The organism is Streptomyces xanthophaeus, from assembly GCF_000725805.1.
Lineage (GTDB): Bacteria > Actinomycetota > Actinomycetes > Streptomycetales > Streptomycetaceae > Streptomyces > Streptomyces xanthophaeus.
The window spans coordinates 95702-113119 of record NZ_JOFT01000010.1; the positions used below are offsets into that span (position 1 = coordinate 95702).

The 17418-nt window shown below is 71.5% G+C and carries 17 protein-coding genes and 1 tRNA gene; 10 read left to right on the plus strand and 8 right to left on the minus strand.

Annotated elements, in window-relative coordinates; translation table 11 throughout:
- Position 1 precedes the first annotated feature (1 nt).
- Together IO30_RS0102785 and IO30_RS0102790 are read left to right on the plus strand one after the other, a co-directional pair.
- Complete coding sequence (locus IO30_RS0102785; RefSeq protein ID WP_051859477.1) at positions 2-1429, plus strand: NarK family nitrate/nitrite MFS transporter; 1428 nt, start codon at positions 2-4, stop codon at positions 1427-1429.
- A 37-nt stretch (positions 1430-1466) separates the two neighbouring features.
- Entirely contained in the window at positions 1467-1691 is a 225-nt protein-coding gene (locus tag IO30_RS0102790) for a hypothetical protein (protein WP_031138873.1), read from the plus strand.
- Between the two features lie 37 nt (positions 1692-1728).
- Here the strand turns inward: IO30_RS0102790 and mscL are convergent, their stop codons facing one another.
- From mscL to IO30_RS0102820, 6 genes are all read right to left on the minus strand, one after another.
- Entirely contained in the window at positions 1729-2229 is a 501-nt protein-coding gene (gene mscL / locus IO30_RS0102795) for a large conductance mechanosensitive channel protein MscL (RefSeq protein WP_031138875.1), read from the minus strand.
- 123 nt (positions 2230-2352) lie between these two features.
- Complete coding sequence (locus tag IO30_RS0102800; protein ID WP_078904136.1) at positions 2353-2913, minus strand: hypothetical protein; 561 nt, start codon at positions 2911-2913, stop codon at positions 2353-2355.
- Between the two features lie 188 nt (positions 2914-3101).
- The gene (locus IO30_RS0102805; RefSeq protein WP_031138879.1) at positions 3102-3935 is read right to left on the minus strand and encodes an S-methyl-5'-thioadenosine phosphorylase; all 834 of its coding nucleotides are present in this window, start codon (positions 3933-3935) and stop codon (positions 3102-3104) included.
- Between the two features lie 89 nt (positions 3936-4024).
- Positions 4025-4336: an FmdB family zinc ribbon protein gene (locus tag IO30_RS42810; protein WP_031138881.1), complete on the minus strand. Its 312-nt coding sequence runs from the start codon at positions 4334-4336 to the stop codon at positions 4025-4027.
- Positions 4337-4403: 67 nt separating this feature from the next.
- Positions 4404-5747, minus strand: a complete 1344-nt coding sequence (locus tag IO30_RS0102815) for an MFS transporter (RefSeq protein ID WP_031138883.1) — start codon at positions 5745-5747, stop codon at positions 4404-4406.
- 378 nt (positions 5748-6125) lie between these two features.
- Positions 6126-7631, minus strand: coding sequence for a potassium/proton antiporter (locus tag IO30_RS0102820; protein ID WP_078904135.1), 1506 nt, complete (start codon positions 7629-7631; stop codon positions 6126-6128).
- Positions 7632-7864: 233 nt separating this feature from the next.
- Between IO30_RS0102820 and IO30_RS0102825 the strand changes: the two genes are divergently transcribed.
- The gene (locus IO30_RS0102825) at positions 7865-10687 is read left to right on the plus strand and encodes a penicillin acylase family protein (protein WP_031138885.1); all 2823 of its coding nucleotides are present in this window, start codon (positions 7865-7867) and stop codon (positions 10685-10687) included.
- Here IO30_RS0102825 and IO30_RS0102830 read toward each other — a convergent pair.
- The gene (locus IO30_RS0102830) at positions 10682-11296 is read right to left on the minus strand and encodes a 5-formyltetrahydrofolate cyclo-ligase (RefSeq protein ID WP_078904134.1); all 615 of its coding nucleotides are present in this window, start codon (positions 11294-11296) and stop codon (positions 10682-10684) included. The two genes, IO30_RS0102825 and IO30_RS0102830, sit on opposite strands and share 6 nt — an antisense overlap.
- Positions 11297-11391: 95 nt before the next feature.
- Between IO30_RS0102830 and galU the strand changes: the two genes are divergently transcribed.
- From galU to IO30_RS0102865, 7 genes are all read left to right on the plus strand, one after another.
- On the plus strand, positions 11392-12294 hold the full coding sequence (gene galU, locus IO30_RS0102835; RefSeq protein WP_031138888.1) for a UTP--glucose-1-phosphate uridylyltransferase GalU: 903 nt from the start codon (positions 11392-11394) through the stop codon (positions 12292-12294).
- A 4-nt stretch (positions 12295-12298) separates the two neighbouring features.
- A complete protein-coding gene (glp, locus tag IO30_RS0102840) occupies positions 12299-13651 on the plus strand; it encodes a molybdotransferase-like divisome protein Glp (RefSeq protein WP_051859476.1) in 1353 nt (450 codons plus the stop codon).
- Positions 13652-13725: 74 nt separating this feature from the next.
- Entirely contained in the window at positions 13726-14205 is a 480-nt protein-coding gene (moaC, locus tag IO30_RS0102845) for a cyclic pyranopterin monophosphate synthase MoaC (RefSeq protein ID WP_031138892.1), read from the plus strand.
- A 92-nt stretch (positions 14206-14297) separates the two neighbouring features.
- Positions 14298-14798: a MogA/MoaB family molybdenum cofactor biosynthesis protein gene (locus IO30_RS0102850; protein WP_031138894.1), complete on the plus strand. Its 501-nt coding sequence runs from the start codon at positions 14298-14300 to the stop codon at positions 14796-14798.
- A gap of 17 nt (positions 14799-14815) precedes the next feature.
- On the plus strand, positions 14816-15424 hold the full coding sequence (locus IO30_RS0102855) for a GNAT family N-acetyltransferase (protein WP_031138895.1): 609 nt from the start codon (positions 14816-14818) through the stop codon (positions 15422-15424).
- A 157-nt stretch (positions 15425-15581) separates the two neighbouring features.
- Positions 15582-16616, plus strand: a complete 1035-nt coding sequence (gene sepX, locus IO30_RS0102860) for a divisome protein SepX/GlpR (protein WP_031138897.1) — start codon at positions 15582-15584, stop codon at positions 16614-16616.
- 78 nt (positions 16617-16694) lie between these two features.
- Positions 16695-16768: transfer RNA gene (locus IO30_RS0102865), tRNA-Ala, on the plus strand.
- 151 nt (positions 16769-16919) lie between these two features.
- Here IO30_RS0102865 and IO30_RS0102870 read toward each other — a convergent pair.
- The gene (locus IO30_RS0102870) at positions 16920-17414 is read right to left on the minus strand and encodes a hypothetical protein (RefSeq protein ID WP_031138899.1); all 495 of its coding nucleotides are present in this window, start codon (positions 17412-17414) and stop codon (positions 16920-16922) included.
- Between the last annotated feature and the right edge of the window lie 4 nt (positions 17415-17418).

A 17418-nucleotide genomic window follows, 5' to 3' on the forward strand; every position in this document is an offset into this window, starting at 1 on the left:
CATGTCGATACCCACGCCCACTTCGCGCACGGTCGCCTCCCACCGTGCGGAGACCTACAAGCCGGGCGCCACCATCGGCGACTGGCGGCCCGAGGACGAAGGCTTCTGGCAGTCCACCGGCCGCAAGGTCGCCCAGCGCAACCTCTGGATCTCGATCCCCGCCCTGATGCTGGGCTTCGTGGTCTGGCAGGTCTGGTCGGTCACGGTGGTCAACCTGAACAACGTCGGCTTCGGCTTCTCCAAGTCGCAGCTGTTCTGGCTGACGGCGATCCCCGGCATCACCGGCGGCACCTTCCGGATCCTCTACACCTTCATCGGACCCATCTTCGGCGAGCGGAAGTTCACCGCCTTCAGCACGCTCATCCTGGTCGTGCCCATGCTGTGGCTCGGCTTCGCCCTCCAGGACACCGGAACCCCCTACTGGGAGCTGGCTCTGATCGCGGCCGTCTGCGGCATCGGCGGCGCCAACTTCGCCTCCTCGATGGCCAACATCGGCTTCTTCTTCCCCAAGCGGGAGAAGGGCAACGCCAACGGGCTCAACGGCGGCCTCGGCAACCTCGGCGTGAGCGTGGTCCAGCTGGTCGCCCCGCTGGTGGTCACCGCGGCCGTCCTCGGCGCCCCGGCGGGCGGCCCGCAGCGCGACGTGAACAACGGCACCGACATCTGGCTGCAGAACGGCGCCTTCCTGTGGGTGCCGCTGCTGGTCGTCGTGGCGCTGCTGGCCTGGTTCCTGATGAACGACCTGAAGGTGGCCGCGGCCCCCTTCAGCCAGCAGAAGATCATCTTCAAGCGCAAGCACAACTGGCTGATGACCTGGCTCTACGTCGGCACCTTCGGCTCCTTCATCGGCTTCGCCGCGGGCCTGCCCCTGCTGATCAAGAACAACTTCGAGGCGCAGGGCTACCAGGCCACCACCTATGCCTGGCTCGGGCCGTTCGTCGGCGCGCTCATGCGCTGGGCCGGCGGCTGGCTCTCGGACAAGATGGGCGGCGCCAGGGTCACCATGCTGTCCTTCGTGGGCATGGCGGCCTCCCTGGTGGTGGTGATCTACGCCCTGCCGCACGAGGGCGACCAGGGCAACTTCTGGGCCTTCTTCATCGGCTTCCTGGCGGCCTTCGCCTTCTCCGGCCTCGGCAACGGTTCGACCTTCCGGCAGATCCCGGTCATCTTCCGGGACCAGCACATGCGCCAGGCCGAGGGCAAGGGCCCCGAGGCGCAGGCCGCGGCCCTGAAGCAGTCCGAGATGGAGGCGGGCGCCGTCACCGGCTTCTCCTCGGCCATCGCCGCCTACGGCTTCTTCTTCATCCCCGCGATGTTCGCCGCGATCGCGGTCACCGCCGCACTGTGGATCTTCATCGGCTTCTACGCCACCTGCCTGGCGGTGTGCTGGTGGTTCTACGCCCGCAAGGGCGCCGAAGCCCCCAGCTGAGCCCGGGCTCCGGCGGGGGCCGCCGTACCCTGGAGGCATGAGCACCGCCCCCGCCTCCGACCCGCAGCCCGCGCAGAGCGGCGACCGCCCCGAGCAGGGGACCGCCGCGCCGCGCCCCAGGCCCAAGCTGGTCTTCGACGACCCGCTGGACCAGCAGTCCTCGGACGACACCGACCGGGGCTGGGGCGAGCGGCCGCCCGCCGGCGGAAGCGCGGCCGACCTGGCCCGCTTCCTCGACGAGAAGCCCCCGCACCACATCTGAGCTGCCGCAGCGGCGCCCCGCGCCGCCCGGCCGCGGTCTAGAACCCCTCGCGCGGCCCCGTCGGACCGGCGCCGCCGCCCTGGGCGTTGCGCTGGGCGACCAGGGTGTCCCGGATCTCCTTGAGGACCTCCAGCTCGGTGATCTCGATGGTCTCCTGGACGCCTTCCTTCGCCTTGCGCCTGGCCTCCGTCTTCGCGAGGTACTTCGCCATCGGCAGCACCATCAGGAAGTAGACGACCGCCGCGGTGATCACGAAGGTGAGGGTCGCGTTGAGCACCGAGCCCCAGAGGATCTCGACACCCGTGGGCTGCCCCTGGGCGTCGAGCCCGCAGGGGTCCTTGATGCACGACTTGTAGACGTCCAGGTTCTTCGTCCCGATGGCGCCGACCAGCGGTCCGATGATTCCCTTGACGATGGAGTTCACGATGTTCGTGAACGCCGCGCCGATGACAACGGCGACCGCCAGGTCGACCACGTTGCCGCGCATCAGGAAGGCCTTGAAGCCCGCCAGGACGCTCTCCTTCTTCTTCTCGCTCACCACTGAGCCTTTCTTCGTATGTGCCGAACACGGAGCCAACGGTTCCGAAAACTACGGCAGTCCGGGCGCGGTATGTCCAATCGGGAGCCACCTCAAGGCGACTTGACCGGCCGCGCGTGCGATTCAGCACAGGGTCACCGCCAGCCGTGTCACGGCGCCGGCCCCCACCAGGGCCCGCGCGGTGTCCCGGTCCACGGACAGCACCACCAGCGCACCGCCGTCCCCCGGCTCCTGCTCCGGGGCGGGCACTTCGGCGACCCGGGCCCCCGCGGCCACCACCCGGGGCGGCCCTGCGCGCTCCGCCGCCACCACGTCCACCCGGTCACCGGGCCGCAGCAGGCGCACCGTCCCCGCGTCCGCGATGCGCACCGGCGCGGACACGGTCCGGACCGCGGCCGGCGGGCGCTCGGCCGCCGCGGGCGGCGGGGCGCCCCGCGAGGCCTGTGCCTCCGTACCGCCCACGGCGAGGGCCGCCGCCACGACGGCCAGCCCGGCAGCGGCCGCCCGCCGCCGACGGCGCACCGCCCGGCGCAGCCGCCCCGCGCCCCGCCCCACGCGCAGCGGGGGGAACGGCGGAACGGGCCGGGCAGGGGTGCACGGGGAGCAGACCGCCGCAGCGGGAGCTGCGGAGGGAGCTGCGGAGGGAGACGCCGAGGTCGAACGGATCGCGGGAGTACGGGACATGGGGAACACCACCAAACGGGACCGGGGCCCGGACCCAGCGCCCGGACACCCCCCACGATCCCGTCCCCCGCCCGCCCCCGCCCCGCCCTGTGGACGGTCCCCAGGATGTGGAAAACCCCGCCACCCGTAAGAGTGGCGGGGCAGGCACCGAGGCCAAGGCCAGGCCAAGGCCAAGGCGAGGGCCAGGGCTACGGCAGCTCGATGCCCAGGTCCCAGCCGTCGTGCGCGTGCGTGCACAGGCAGGAGCGGGACTCGGTCGGCGGCAGCGCCGCCACCGCGTCGAAGAGCACCTCGCGCAGGCGGCCGACGTTCTCGCCGAACACCTTCAGGACCTCCGTGTGGGACACGCCCTCACCGGTCTCGGCGCCCGCGTCCAGGTCCGTCACCAGCGCCATCGAGGTGTAGCAGAGCCCCAGCTCACGGGCGAGGACCGCTTCCGGGTGACCCGTCATGCCCACCACCGACCAGCCCGCCGCGGCGTGCCACTGCGACTCGGCGCGCGTGGAGAAGCGCGGCCCCTCGATGACGACCATGGTGCCGCCGTCGACCGGCTCCCACTCCCGCCCGCGGGCCGCCGCCAGCGCCACCGACCGCCCCACGGGGCAGTACGGGTCGGCGAAGGTGGTGTGGACGACGTTCGGGACGCTCCCGTCGGGCAGCGGCTCCCCGTCGAAGTACGTCTGCGCGCGGGACTTCGTACGGTCGACCAGCTGGTCGGGGACCAGCAGCGTGCCCGGACCGTACTCGGCGCGCAGCCCGCCCACGGCGCAGGGGCCGAGCACCTGACGGACGCCGACCGAGCGCAGCGCCCACAGGTTGGCCCGGTAGTTGATCTTGTGCGGCGGGACGGTGTGGCTGCGCCCGTGCCGGGGGAGGAAGGCCACCTGGCGGCCTGCGAGCTCGCCCAGGTAGAGGGAGTCGCTCGGGGGTCCGTACGGGGTCTCCACCTGGACCTCGGAGACGTCCTCCAGGAAGGAGTAGAAGCCCGAGCCGCCGATGACACCGATCTCTGCGTTCGCCATGGCGTCACCCTAACCGGGCATGCCGAAGGCCCCGCTGCCCGGGAGGGGCGGGCGGGGCCTGTCGGAAAAGACGTGGGGCGGGAACGCGGTCAGGCGGCCGAGGTGGAGCTGCTGCCCGAGCTCGACGGCGTCGAGGAGGACGAGGACGACGCGGCAGGAGCGGCGGCAGCGGTCGAGGTCGTCGAGGACGACGGCTTCGAGGCAGGCGTGCTGCTCGACGAAGCACCGCGGCTGTCGTTCCGGTAGAAGCCGGAGCCCTTGAAGACGATGCCCACGGCGGAGAACACCTTCTTGAGGCGTCCTTCGCAGTTCGGGCACACGGTCAGTGCGTCATCGGTGAACTTCTGCACGGCCTCAAGGCCCTCACCGCACTCGGTGCACTGGTACTGGTAGGTCGGCACGAATTTCCTCCTGGCACTCTGACTCAATGAGTGCTAACGACGTTCCATGGTGACGTATTCCGGCCGATCAGTCCACCGTCACCGGCACGCGGTGACCCAGACCACGCTCGTTCACCCGGTCGCGGGCGGCCGCTGAGGACGGCGCCGAGGCGGCCGCGGGGGCCGTGGCGGAGGAGTTGACGACCCGGCTCGGGGCGTTCGGCGTCAGCTTCGAGCGCAGCGCCACCAGGGTGACGAGGGCGACGGCGGTGGCCACCAGGGGCACCAGGAAGCCGTACGAGGACCCGTGGGCGTCGGTCAGGCGGCCGGCCACGGTCACGGCGCCGGCCTGCCCGAAGGCGACCGCTCCGGTGAGCCAGGTGAAGGCCTCGGTGCGGGAGGCGGCCGGGATCAGCTGCTCGATCATCGTGTAGCCGGTGATCAGGGCCGGGGCGATGCACAGACCGACGACCAGGCCGAGCGCGCCCAGCAGGATCGCGGAGTTCGCGGCCCACAGGACGGAGGCGGCGGCGGTCAGGCCGATGTAGCCGAGGATCAGGCGGCGGCGGGGGCCGATCTTCCAGGCGATGGCGCCCATGGCGATGCCCGCGACCATGTTGCCCGCGGCGAAGACGCCGTAGAGGAGGCCGTTGGCCCCCGGGTTGCCGATCTCCTCGGAGAAGGCGGCCAGGGAGACCTGCATGCCGCCGAAGACGGCGCCGATGCCCATGAAGGCGACGATCAGGACGCGCAGGCCCGGGAAGGACAGCGCGGAGGCGTGCTTGCCGCCGTCGGCCCGGCGGGCCACCGGCTTGGGCTGGGTGCTGCGCTGGGCGGCGAAGAGCAGGCCGCCGACGATCGTCAGCGTCGCCTCGGTGATCAGGCCCGCGGAGGGGTGGATCGCGGTGCACAGGAAGGTGGCCAGCACCGGGCCCACCACGAAGGTGAACTCGTCGGTGACGGACTCGAACGCGGCCGCGGTCGGCAGCAGCGGGGAGCCCTCCAGCTTGGCGGCCCAGCGGGACCGCACCATCGGCCCGACCTGCGGGACGGAGGCGCCCGCGGGGACCGCGGCCAGCGCCAGGGCCCACAGCGGGGCGCCGAGCAGGGCGAGCGCGGTCAGGGCGCTGACGGAGGCGGCGTGCGCGAGGACGACCGGCACCAGGACGCGGCTCTGGCCGATCCGGTCGGCCAGCTTGCCCATCTGGGGGGCGAACAGGGCCATCGAGACGCCGGTGACGGCGGCGATGATGCCCGCACTGCCGAAGGAGCCGGTGGTGTGCTGCACCAGCAGGACGATGCTGATCGTCAGCATCGCGAAGGGCTGCCGGGCGGCGAAGCCGGGGAGCAGGAAGCTGAGGGCGCCGGGCGTGCGCAGGAGCTGCCCGTAGCCGGGGCGGGCGGACGTGTCGGTCGTGACCGCGGATGTCACGGCCTGGCCTTTCCGCTGCCTGGTAGAGCGTCCCCGTCTGCGGACGGTGCGCCGCCTTGTGAGCGGCCGCACCCGTACATGTGGGATCCCCGAGAGCTGTCCTCTTGCGCAGAACCGAGTGATACCTGGGCGCCCACTGCGGAGGGTGCCACGGCCGCTTTGCGGTCGCGCCAGCTCTGCGTCAGGCAGAGTTGGTTCGATGTGGTGTGCCTTAATCATACAGGGGATCCCACTACCACGCCCTGTGATTACGCCGACAACGCGTGTCTTCACCTGCGATTAACTGGAGCTTCGCATTCCAGGCCCCCTAAATTGCGGGCATATCCGGGCAGACTCCCCCGAAAATGTGGAATTAGAACGTCGCTCTAAAGTGCCGCTCTAGCGCGCGGGACCGTTTCCCGTCCCCAGCCAGCCCGCCAGCTTGCCGCCCCGGGCCACGGCCCGCAGCCGCGCCTCGGCCGCGTCCCGGACCGGGTCGGTGGCCACCACCAGCAGTTCGTCCCCCCGCCGCAGCACGGTCGAGGGAGCCGGTACGAAGCTCTTCGCGTCCCGGACCACCAGCGTGACCGAGGCCCCCGGCGGCAGCCGCAGCTCGCTCACCTCGACGCCGTGCATCCGCGAGGCGGGCGGGATCGCGAAGGACAGCAGGTGCCCGCGCAGCTTCTCCAGCGGCGCCGACTCGATGCCGAGGTCGGAGGCGCTCTCGTCGGAGTCCCCGAGGTTCAGCTTGCGCGCCAGCCAGGGCAGGGTCGGCCCCTGCACCAGCGTGTAGACGACGACCAGCACGAAGACGATGTTGAAGACCCGGTCGCTGCCCTCGATCCCGGACACCATCGGGATGGTCGCCAGGATGATGGGCACGGCGCCGCGCAGGCCGGCCCACGACATCAGGGCCTGCTCCTGCCAGGGGATCCGGAAGGGCAGGAGGCTGACGAAGACCTCCAGCGGCCGCGCCACCATGGTCAGCACCAGGCCGATGACCACCGCGGGCCAGAAGTCGTGGACCAGCTCGTGCGGGGTGACCAGCAGGCCGAGCAGGACGAACATGCCGATCTGGGCGATCCAGCCAAGCCCGTCGGCGAAACCGCGGGTGGCCGGCCAGTGCGGGAGCTTCGCGTTCCCGAGCACCATCGCCGCCAGGTAGACGGCGAGGAAGCCGGAGCCGTGCGCCATCGCGCCGGCCGCGTACGCCGTGATGGCGATCGCCATGACGGCGATGGGGTAGAGGCCGGAGGCGGGCAGGGCCACGTGCCGCAGCCCGTACGCGCCCAGGAAGCCCACGGCAAGGCCGATCGCTGCGCCGATGGCCAGTTCAAGGGCGATCTTGCCGATCAGGACGTACCACTCGTCCACCGGGCCGACGGCGGCGAAGGCGACGACGAGGATGACGACGGGTGCGTCGTTGAATCCGGACTCGGCCTCCAGCACGCCCGTGATCCGGGACGGCAGCGGCACCTTGCGCAGCACCGAGAAGACGGCCGCGGCGTCGGTCGAGGAGACGACCGCACCGATCAGCAGGGCCTGACGCCATTCCAGCCCGACGAGATAGTGCGCGCCCGCTGCCGTCACGCCCACGCTGATGGCGACGCCGACCAGCGACAGGACGACCGCGGCCGGCAGGGCCGGTTTGATCTCTTTCCACTTGGTGCCCAGACCACCCTCGGCGAGGATCACGACGAGCGCGGCATAACCGATGACCTGAGTCAGCTCGGCGTTGTCGAATACGACGTTGCCTATGCCGTCCTGGCCTATCGCGATGCCTATGCCGAGGTAGATGAGCAGGCTGGGCAGGCCGCTGCGTGAAGAGATGCGTACCGCCGCTACCGCGACGAGCAGCACGAGCGAGCAGACCAGCAGGAGCTCATTGAGCGTGTGGACAGTCAGCGGGCGGCCCTTTCCTCAAAGCACGGGCGGATCGTCCTCCGGCCTGCGCATTCGGCAAGTACTTCGTTACCTTACCTAATCTTTGACGCTTTCTTGACGCGATACCCACATTGTGAAACGCCTGTTCGGCCCTGTCCTCGTCAGCTCCACCCCTGGCGGATCAACGACTGGGGTCCTGCGCCTATGGTTGCTCCCAGCACTCCCAGGACCACCCTGCCCCTCTAAGGACAGCGATGCCCGCCAACGAATCCGCTCCTCCCGCCAAGAAGAAGGGACGACGCGCCCGTCTGATCGTGCTCGTCCTGGTCCTGGCTCTCCTCGCGGGCCTCGGCTACGGGGCGTACTGGGGCGTGGACAGCGTGCGCGCCTCCTTCCCCCAGACGACCGGCTCCCTGAAGGTGCCGGGCCTGACCGGGACCGTCGACGTCAAGCGTGATGCCAACGGCATCCCCCAGCTCTACGCGGACAACGACGCGGACCTCTTCCGCGCGCAGGGCTTCGTGCACGCCCAGGACCGCTTCTGGGAGATGGACGTACGCCGCCACATGACCTCCGGCCGGCTCTCGGAGATGTTCGGCTCCGGCCAGGTCGAGACCGACGCCTTCCTGCGCACGCTGGGCTGGCGCCAGGTCGCCCAGGCCGAGTACGACAAGAAGCTCTCGGACGAGACGAAGAAGTACCTCCAGGCCTACGCCGACGGGGTCAACGCGTACCTGAAGGGGAAGTCCGGCAAGGACCTCTCCGTCGAGCACGCCGCCCTCAAGCTCAGCGACGGCTACCAGCCCGAGCAGTGGTCGCCGGTGGACTCGGTGGCCTGGCTCAAGGCGATGGCCTGGGACCTGCGCGGCAACATGCAGGACGAGATCGACCGCGCGCTGATGTCCACCAAGCTCACGCAGGCCCAGATCGACGAGCTGTACCCGCCGTACCCCTTCGACCGGAACAAGCCGATCGTCGAGGGCGGCAAGGTCGACGGCGGGAAGTACGCACCCCAGGGCGCGGCCACCGGCACCGGCAACGGCAGCAGCCCGGGCAACGGCTCCGGCAACGGCTCCGGCACCGGCAACGGCCTCGCCGGGAACGCGTCCGCCCAGGGCGCCACGGCCGGCCTGCGCACCCAGCTGTCCGCCCTCTCCGAGACCCTCGACGAGATCCCCGCGATCCTCGGCCCCAACGGCAGCGGCATCGGCTCGAACTCCTGGGTGATCTCGGGCCGCTACACGACCACCGGCAAGCCGCTGCTCGCGAACGACCCGCACCTGTCCCCGCAGCTGCCCTCGGTCTGGTACCAGATGGGCCTGCACTGCCGCACGGCCTCGCCCGAGTGCCAGTACGACGTGGCGGGCTACACCTTCTCCGGCATGCCCGGCGTGGTCATCGGCCACAACGCCGACATCGCCTGGGGCATGACCAACCTCGGCGCCGACGTCACCGACCTCTACCTGGAGCAGGTCAAGCCCGAGGGCTACGTCTACGACGGCAAGGTGCTCCCCTTCGAGACCCGCGAAGAGGTCATCAAGGTCGCGGGCGGCGCCAGCAAGAAGATGACCGTCCGGATCACCAACAACGGTCCGCTGGTCTCCGACCGCAGCGACGAGCTCGGTACGGTCGGCACCCGCGCCCCCGTCGCCAGCTCCGCCCCGGACCGCGGCAGCGGCTACGCCGTCGCCCTGCGCTGGACGGCCCTGGACCCCGGCAAGTCGATGGACGCGGTCTTCAAGATCAACCGGGCGAAGGACTTCAACGCCTTCCGCGCCGCGGCCGCCGACTTCGAGGTCCCCTCGCAGAACCTGATCTACGCCGACAACAAGGGCGTCTCCGGCAACATCGGCTACCAGGCCCCCGGCCGCATCCCGGTCCGCAACCAGGGCCACGACGGCCGCATGCCCGCCCCCGGCTGGGACTCCAAGTTCGCCTGGAAGGGCGGCAAGGACGGCAACGCCGGCTACATCCCGCAGAACGAGCTCCCCTGGGACCTCAACCCGTCCCGCGGCTACATCGTCACCGCCAACCAGGCCGTGGTGGAGTCCGGGACCGGCGCGGGCAAGTACCCGTACCTGCTGACCACCGACTGGGGCTACGGAGCCCGCAGCCAGCGGATCAACGACCTCATCGAGGCGAAGATCAAGGACAGCGGCAAGATCTCCACCGACGACATGCGCACCATGCAGATGGACAACAGCAGCGAGATCGCCGCGCTGCTGACCCCGATGCTGGCCAAGATCCAGGTCTCCGACCCGGACGTGCGCTCCGCGCAGAAGCTCCTGGAGGGCTGGAACTACACCCAGGAGCCCGACTCGGCGGCCGCCGCCTACTTCAACGCGGTCTGGCGCAACATCCTCAAGCTGGGCTTCGGCGACAAGATGCCCAAGGAGCTGCGCACCGAGGACAGCTGCGTGAACGTCCCCGCCGACAGCAGCGGCCCCGCCGACGAACTCGCCGAGGTGGTCCGCGAATGCGGCACCCGCGACGGGGAATCGGCGCAGCCCGACGGCGGCGACCGCTGGTTCGAGGTGGTCCGACGCCTGGTCAAGGACGAGAAGTCGCCCTGGTGGCAGTCGCCCGCCCTGCGCACCAAGCCGGCCACCACCACCCGCGACGAGCTGTTCGCACGGGCCATGGAGGACGCCCGCTGGGAGCTCACCGCCAAGCTCGGCAAGGACCAGTCCACCTGGAGCTGGGGCCGCCTGCACCAGCTGACGCTGAAGAACCAGACGATCGGCACCGAGGGCCCCGGCTTCATGCAGTGGCTCCTCAACCGCGGCCCGTGGAACCTGGGCGGCGGCGAGGCCACCGTCAACGCGACCGGCTGGAACGCGGCCGGCGGGTACGGGGTCACCTGGGTGCCGTCGATGCGCATGGTCGTCAACCTCAACGACCTGGACAAGTCGCGCTGGATCAACCTGACCGGCGCCTCGGGCCACGCCTACAACGGCAACTACACGGACCAGACCACGATGTGGGCCAAGGGCGAACTGCTGGAGTGGCCCTTCGGCAAGGAGGCCGTCGACAAGGCGACCACCGACACCCTGACCCTCAAGCCGGCCGGTTCATGAGCTGAAGCGGACCACCCCCGACGGGGTGGCCACCGCCCTGACGGGGTGGTCGTGCGGTTCCTCCGGGACCCGCGCGACCACCTCGTCGTCGTAGAGGAGCACGACGAGCGCGGCATCGCTCCCGGCCCGCTCCAGCCGCGCCAGCACCCGGTCGTACGAGCCCCCGCCCCGGCCCAGCCGCATGCCGCGCCCGTCCACCGCGAGTCCGGGCAGCAGGACGGCCCCGGCATCGGTCACCGCCTCCGGCCCGAGCGCGGGTCCGGTGGGCTCCCACAGCCGCATCTTCCCCGGGTGGGCGGTCTCGGCGAGGCTCTGCGGACCCTCGTACAGGGCCCAGTCGAGGTCGTTGTCGGGCAGCAGCAGGGGCAGCAGCACGCGCTTGCCGGCCGCCCGCAGGGCGTCGAGCAGCGCGCGGGTGCCGGGCTCGGTGCCCACGGAGACGTACGCCGCCACGGTGTGCGCACCGGCCAGTTCGGGCAGTGCGAGGGCCGAGGCGGCGAGCGCCTCGGCCGCGGCGCGGCAGGTTTCGGGGGACAAGGCCCGGCGTGCGGCGAGGAGTTCCCGGCGCAGCCCGGCCTTCGCAGAAGCGGAAGAAGGATTATCAGTCACAGCGGATTCAAATATCCTCGTTAAATCGGCACATAAGCGGACCTACCTACTACGATCTCGCTTGGCGCTCAGCCGGACCCACTATCGTTCTGGGCATGACTATGTTGCACCCCGTGATCAAGAAGGCCGTGATTCCGGCCGCGGGCCTCGGCACTCGCTTCCTCCCGGCGACCAAGGCGACCCCGAAGGAAATGCTCCCGGTCGTGGACAAGCCGGCCATCCAGTACGTGGTCGAGGAAGCCGTGGGAGCCGGGCTCGACGACGTGCTCATGATCACTGGGCGTAACAAGCGTGCGCTGGAGGACCACTTCGACCGGAACTACGAGCTGGAGTCCGCCCTCATCGCCAAGGGTGACGACGACCGGCTCAAGAAGGTCCAGGAATCCAGCGACCTGGCCACCATGCACTACGTCCGCCAGGGCGACCCGCGTGGCCTCGGCCACGCCGTGCTCTGCGCCGAGCCGCACGTGGGCCGCGAGCCCTTCGCCGTCCTGCTCGGCGACGACCTCATCGACCCCCGCGACCCGCTGCTGCGTCAGATGGCCGACATCTACGCCCGCACCGGCGGCACCGTCATCGCCCTGATGGAGGTGGACCCGGCCAACGTGCACCTGTACGGCTGCGCCGCGGTGGAGGCCACCGACGAGCAGGACGTGGTCCGGATCACCGGACTCGTCGAGAAGCCGGACGCGGCGGACGCACCCAGTAACTACGCGGTCATCGGACGCTATGTCCTCAACCCCGCGATCTTCGACATACTGCGGGAGACCGAGCCGGGCCGCGGTGGGGAGATCCAGCTCACCGACGCCCTGCAGAAGCTGGCCGCCGACGAGAGCATCGGCGGCCCGGTGCACGGCGTGGTCTTCCGGGGCCGCCGCTACGACACCGGGGACCGCGGGGACTACCTGCGGGCCATCGTCCGCCTCGCGTGCGAGCGTGAGGACCTGGGCCCGGAGTTCCGCACCTGGCTTCACCGTTACGTCACGGAGGAGATGTAGCACCTTGAGCAGTTCCGCACCGCAGGACACCGGCCGGCACCAGGGCGAGCAGCGCCTGTGGTCGGTGGACGAGCACCTCGCGGACATCCTCGCCACGGTCCGGCCGCTGGAGCCCATCGAGCTCCAGCTGCTGGACGCCCAGGGCTGCGTCCTGGTCGAGGACGTCACGGTGCCCGTCGCCCTGCCGCCCTTCGACAACAGCTCCATGGACGGCTACGCCGTCCGCACGGCCGACGTCCAGGGCGCGAGCGAGGAGTTCCCCGCGGTGCTGACGGTCATCGGGGACATCGCGGCGGGGAGCGGCGAGCTGCCCACCGTGGGCCCCGGCCAGGCTGCCCGCATCATGACCGGCGCCCCGCTGCCGCCCGGTGCGGAAGCCGTCGTCCCGGTCGAGTGGACCGACGGCGGGACGGGCGCAGGCGCGGCCTGCGGGATGACCCCGGCCAGCGCGGCCCCCGAGGGCGCGGCCGGCGAGGTTCGGGTGCACCGCGCGGCCGAGGCGCGGGCGCACGTCCGCTCGCGCGGCAGCGACGTACAGGCCGGGGACCTCGCGCTCGCCGCGGGCACCGTCCTCGGGCCGCCGCAGATCGCCCTGCTGGCAGCCATCGGGCGCGGTACCGTCCGGGTGCGCCCCCGTCCGCGCGTGGTCGTCCTGTCCACCGGCAGCGAGCTGGTGCAGCCCGGCGAGGCCCTGGCCGCGGGAACCATCTACGACTCCAACAGCTTCGCGCTGGCCGCGGCCGCGCGGGACGCCGGAGCCATCGCCTACCGGGTCGGAGCCGTCGCCGACGACGCCGACACCCTGCGCTCCACCATCGAGGACCAGCTGATCCGGGCCGACCTGCTGGTCACCACCGGCGGGGTCAGCGTGGGTGCGTACGACGTGGTCAAGGAGGCGCTGACCGCGGTCTCCACCGGCGACGACGAGGTGGACGGCGCCGGAATCGACTTCCGCAAGCTCGCCATGCAGCCCGGCAAGCCGCAGGGCTTCGGCGCCATCGGCCCGGACCACACCCCGCTGCTGGCGCTGCCCGGCAATCCGGTCTCCTCCTACGTCTCCTTCGAGCTGTTCGTGCGCCCCGCGATCCGGGCGCTCATGGGCCTGCCCGAGTCCGAGGTCAGCCGGCCGAGCGTGCGGGCGGTGCTGAAGGCCGACAAGGCGATCGGCTCCCCGGCCGGCCGCCGCCAGTTCCTGCGCGGCAAGTACGACGCGCAGAGCGGCACGGTCAGCCCGGTCGGCGGATCGGGCTCGCACCTGATCGCCGCACTGGCCCACGCCGACTCCCTCATGGTGGTCCCGGAGGACGTCACCTCGGTGGAGCCCGGGGCCGAGCTGGAAGTGGTCCTGCTCGGCTGAAGTCGGGCCGGTGCGGGTAGCGTGTTGCACCACACAGGCCCCTCGGGGGCCCGGACGGAAGCGGCGCGCAGATCATGAGTACGCAGAGCAGGCTGACCCACATCGACGAGGCCGGCGCGGCCCGGATGGTCGACGTCTCCGAGAAGGACGTCACCACCCGTACGGCGCGGGCCAGCGGACGTGTACTCGTGTCCCCCCGGGTGATCGAGCTGCTGCGCGGCGAGGGCGTCCCCAAGGGCGACGCCCTCGCCACCGCGCGGATCGCCGGGATCATGGGCGCGAAGAAGACCCCCGACCTGATCCCGCTGTGCCACCCGCTGGCGGTCTCCGGGGTGAAGGTGGACCTGTCGGTCGCCGACGACGCCGTCGAGATCCTCGCCACGGTGAAGACGGCCGACCGCACGGGCGTCGAGATGGAGGCGCTGACCGCCGTCGCGGTCGCCGGGCTCACCGTGATCGACATGGTGAAGGCCGTCGACAAGGGCGCCGTCATCACCGACGTCCGGGTGGAGGAGAAGACCGGCGGGAAGTCCGGCGACTGGGCGCGCTCGTGAACGCCCCGCGCGGCGGCGAGGTCCACAGCCACCACCCGGCGACCGGCGAGGCCTGGGCGGCCGGGCCGCCCGAGGCCGCCGCGGCCCCCGCGCTGCGCGCCCTGGTGGTCACGGCCTCCAACCGGGCCTCGCAGGGCGTGTACGCGGACAAGGGCGGCCCGCTGCTGGCCGAGGCCCTGGAGAAGCTCGGGTTCGGCGTGGACGGCCCGCTGGTCGTACCGGACGGCGATCCCGTGGGGCAGGCGCTGCGCGAGGGCGTGGCGGCCGGGTACGACGTCATCCTGACCACCGGCGGCACCGGCATCTCGCCGACGGACCGCACCCCCGACGCCACGGCGAAGGTCCTGGACTACGAGATCCCGGGCATCCCGCAGGCCATCCGCGCCGAAGGCCTGGCGAAGGTGCCGACCGCGGCCCTGTCGCGGGGGCTCGCGGGCGTCGCCGGGCGCACCCTGATCGTCAACCTGCCGGGTTCCACGGGCGGTGTCCGCGACGGCCTCGCGGTCCTGTCCCGCCTGCTCCTGCACGCGGTGGACCAGATCCGCGGCGGCGACCACCCCAGACCGGCGGATCCTTCCGGGAGCGCGAGCTGAACGGCCCCTCCTGGCCGGTGGTCCTGGCGGACGGCCCCGTCACGCTCCGGCCGATAAAGCTGCGGGACCAGCGCGCCTGGCGCGAGGTCAACCGCCGCAACCGCGAGTGGCTGCGGCCGTGGGAGGCCACGATCCCGCCGCCCGCACCGTGGGGCCCGGTGATCCACCGGCCGACGTACCGCCAGATGGTCCGTCACCTGCGGGCCGAGGCGAACGCGGGCCGGATGCTGCCCTTCGTCATCGAGTACGAGGGCAGGCTGGTCGGCCAGCTGACGGTCGCCGGGATCACCTGGGGCTCGATGTGCGCGGGCCACATCGGCTACTGGGTGGACCGCGAGGTGGCCGGCCGCGGCGTGATGCCGACGGCCGTCGCCCTCGCCGTCGACCACTGCTTCGGCAAGGTCGGGCTGCACCGGATCGAGGTGTGCATCCGGCCGGAGAACGGACCGAGCCGCCGGGTCGTGGAGAAGCTGGGCCTGCGCGAGGAGGGGCTGCGTCCGCGCTACCTGCACATCGACGGGGCCTGGCGCGACCATCTGGTCTACGCCGTCACCGTGGAGGAGGTCCCGGAGGGGCTGCTGCGCCGCTGGCACCGCTCGCGGCACCCCGAGATCCCCCCGAAATGAAATACGAAAGCCAGTTCGAATTCAGGGCCGGGCGAGCCGATTCGCCCATAACCTGATCCGAAGAATCACAAAAAAAGTCCGTGATATCAGCGAGATCGTGCGACACACCGGCCCAATTGGCCGATCCCCTCGGCCGCGCCCCTCTACGGTGTGAGGTGTGAGCAGCAGCGGCCTCATCTACGCAGTCATTGTCGGGGCCTGGGCCGCCTACTTGGTGCCCATGTGGCTCCGGAGGCAGGACGAGCTGAACGAAGCCCGTCCGACGGAACGCTTCTCCACTGCCATTCGGCTGCTTTCCGGCCGGGCGGGAATGGAGCGCCGTTACGCCAAGGGGCTGCGTGAGCGCGGTGCCGAGGAGTCGGATCCCGAGCCCCGCTCGGACCCGGACGCGGTCACGGAAACGGTTGATTCCGTGGACGCCGACGCCCGGGCCTTCGTCGTGCCCCCGACCCGGACGGAGCAGCCGAGACCGGCCGCCCCGGGCCGGGAGCAGCGGGCGGAGCGGGCCCGGCGCGAGCAGCGCCTCCAGGTCCTCGCCCGGCGACGGCGCACCACCGCGCTCCTCTTCCTGGTCTTCACCCTCGGCGCGGTCGTCGCCGCGGTCGGTGGACTCGGCTACCTGTGGGCCCCGGCCGTACCGGCCCTCCTGCTGAGCTCGTACATCGTCCACCTGCGCGTCCAGGAGCGGCGGCGCTACGAGTTCACCATGGACCGGCGGCGCGCCGAGGCGGCCGCGCGGCACCTGCGCGAGAACCGCCCGCGGCGCCGTGAGCCGGAGGCCGCGGCGGGCAGTGAACCGGACCCTGCGCCACCGGTCTCCCCCCAGGAGGCGGGCCGCCGGGCGCTGGTCGAGCAGACCGACCATGCCGAGTGGGTGGACCAGCAGCGCGAGCGCGAACGCGGTCCCGCCCGCGGCGACAGCTGGGAGCCGGTCCCGGTGCCGCTGCCGACATACGTGACGGCCCCGGTCGCCCCGCGGGCCACCGGCCCCGCGGCCCCCGACGCCTGGAGCTCGACCCGTTCCAGCACGGCCGAGCCCACGGAGCCGCGCCTGCGCGCCCAGCCCCAGCCGCCCGCACCGGAGCCGAAGCCCCAGCCCACGACGCCCCGGCCCCGGGGCCGGGAGCGGGGCCGCACGCCGCTGTTCGACCAGTACGAGAGCGACGAGCGCCCGCGGGCCGCGAACGAATGATCGGTGACCTGCGCGGACGCTCCCCGATACCCGTTTTGGAGCACCCGCGCGGGGATGCTAATGTTTCACACGTCGCAAGGGCCTGTGGCGCAGTCTGGTAGCGCACCTCGTTCGCATCGAGGGGGTCTGGGGTTCAAATCCCCACAGGTCCACAGACGACAGTTCGCGAGTAGCTCTCGTGGACGTCACGAGATCCCGCCCGGTCGAAAGACCGGGCGGGATCTCGGCGTTTGTGGGGTCACGGCACGGACCTGACCCGGTGTCACGGGCCGCCGCGCGGTGGGGGCGGCGGCCCGTGGTGGGTCAGGTGGCCGGCTGGAGCTTCAGGCGGAACTTCGGGCAGATCTCGGGGTCGGGGTTGGTGTAGACGAAGGTCCGCTCGGCGTCGATGCCGATGGAGAGCTTGTCCACGGTGTCGCCCGGCAGGAAGAGTTCCGGCTTGTCGAAGTGAAGGCGGACCACGCGTCGGCGGTTGGGGGAGTTGTCCGTCTCGACCTCCCAGGTGCCGGAGCCGCTGAAGGTCTTGCCCAGGGTCGTCTCGTGGGCGCTGCCCGTGGGCCAGTTCTCGGCGGTGAGGGTGCCGGCCCCCTCGCCTCCGGAGGCGGTGGCGAGGGTGAGCCGGACGCCCTTCGCCTTGAGGGCCCCCTCGTAGGTGCCGGGGAGCTGGACGGCTCCGGCCGTCGTCGATTCCTCGGGGACGCAGCGTTCGAAGGTGTCCGCACTGCAGGCCGTGAGGGAGCCGGCGAGGACGGCCAGGGCGGCTGCGGTGCGCCGGATGCGGTGTGATCGTCGGGGCACGGGA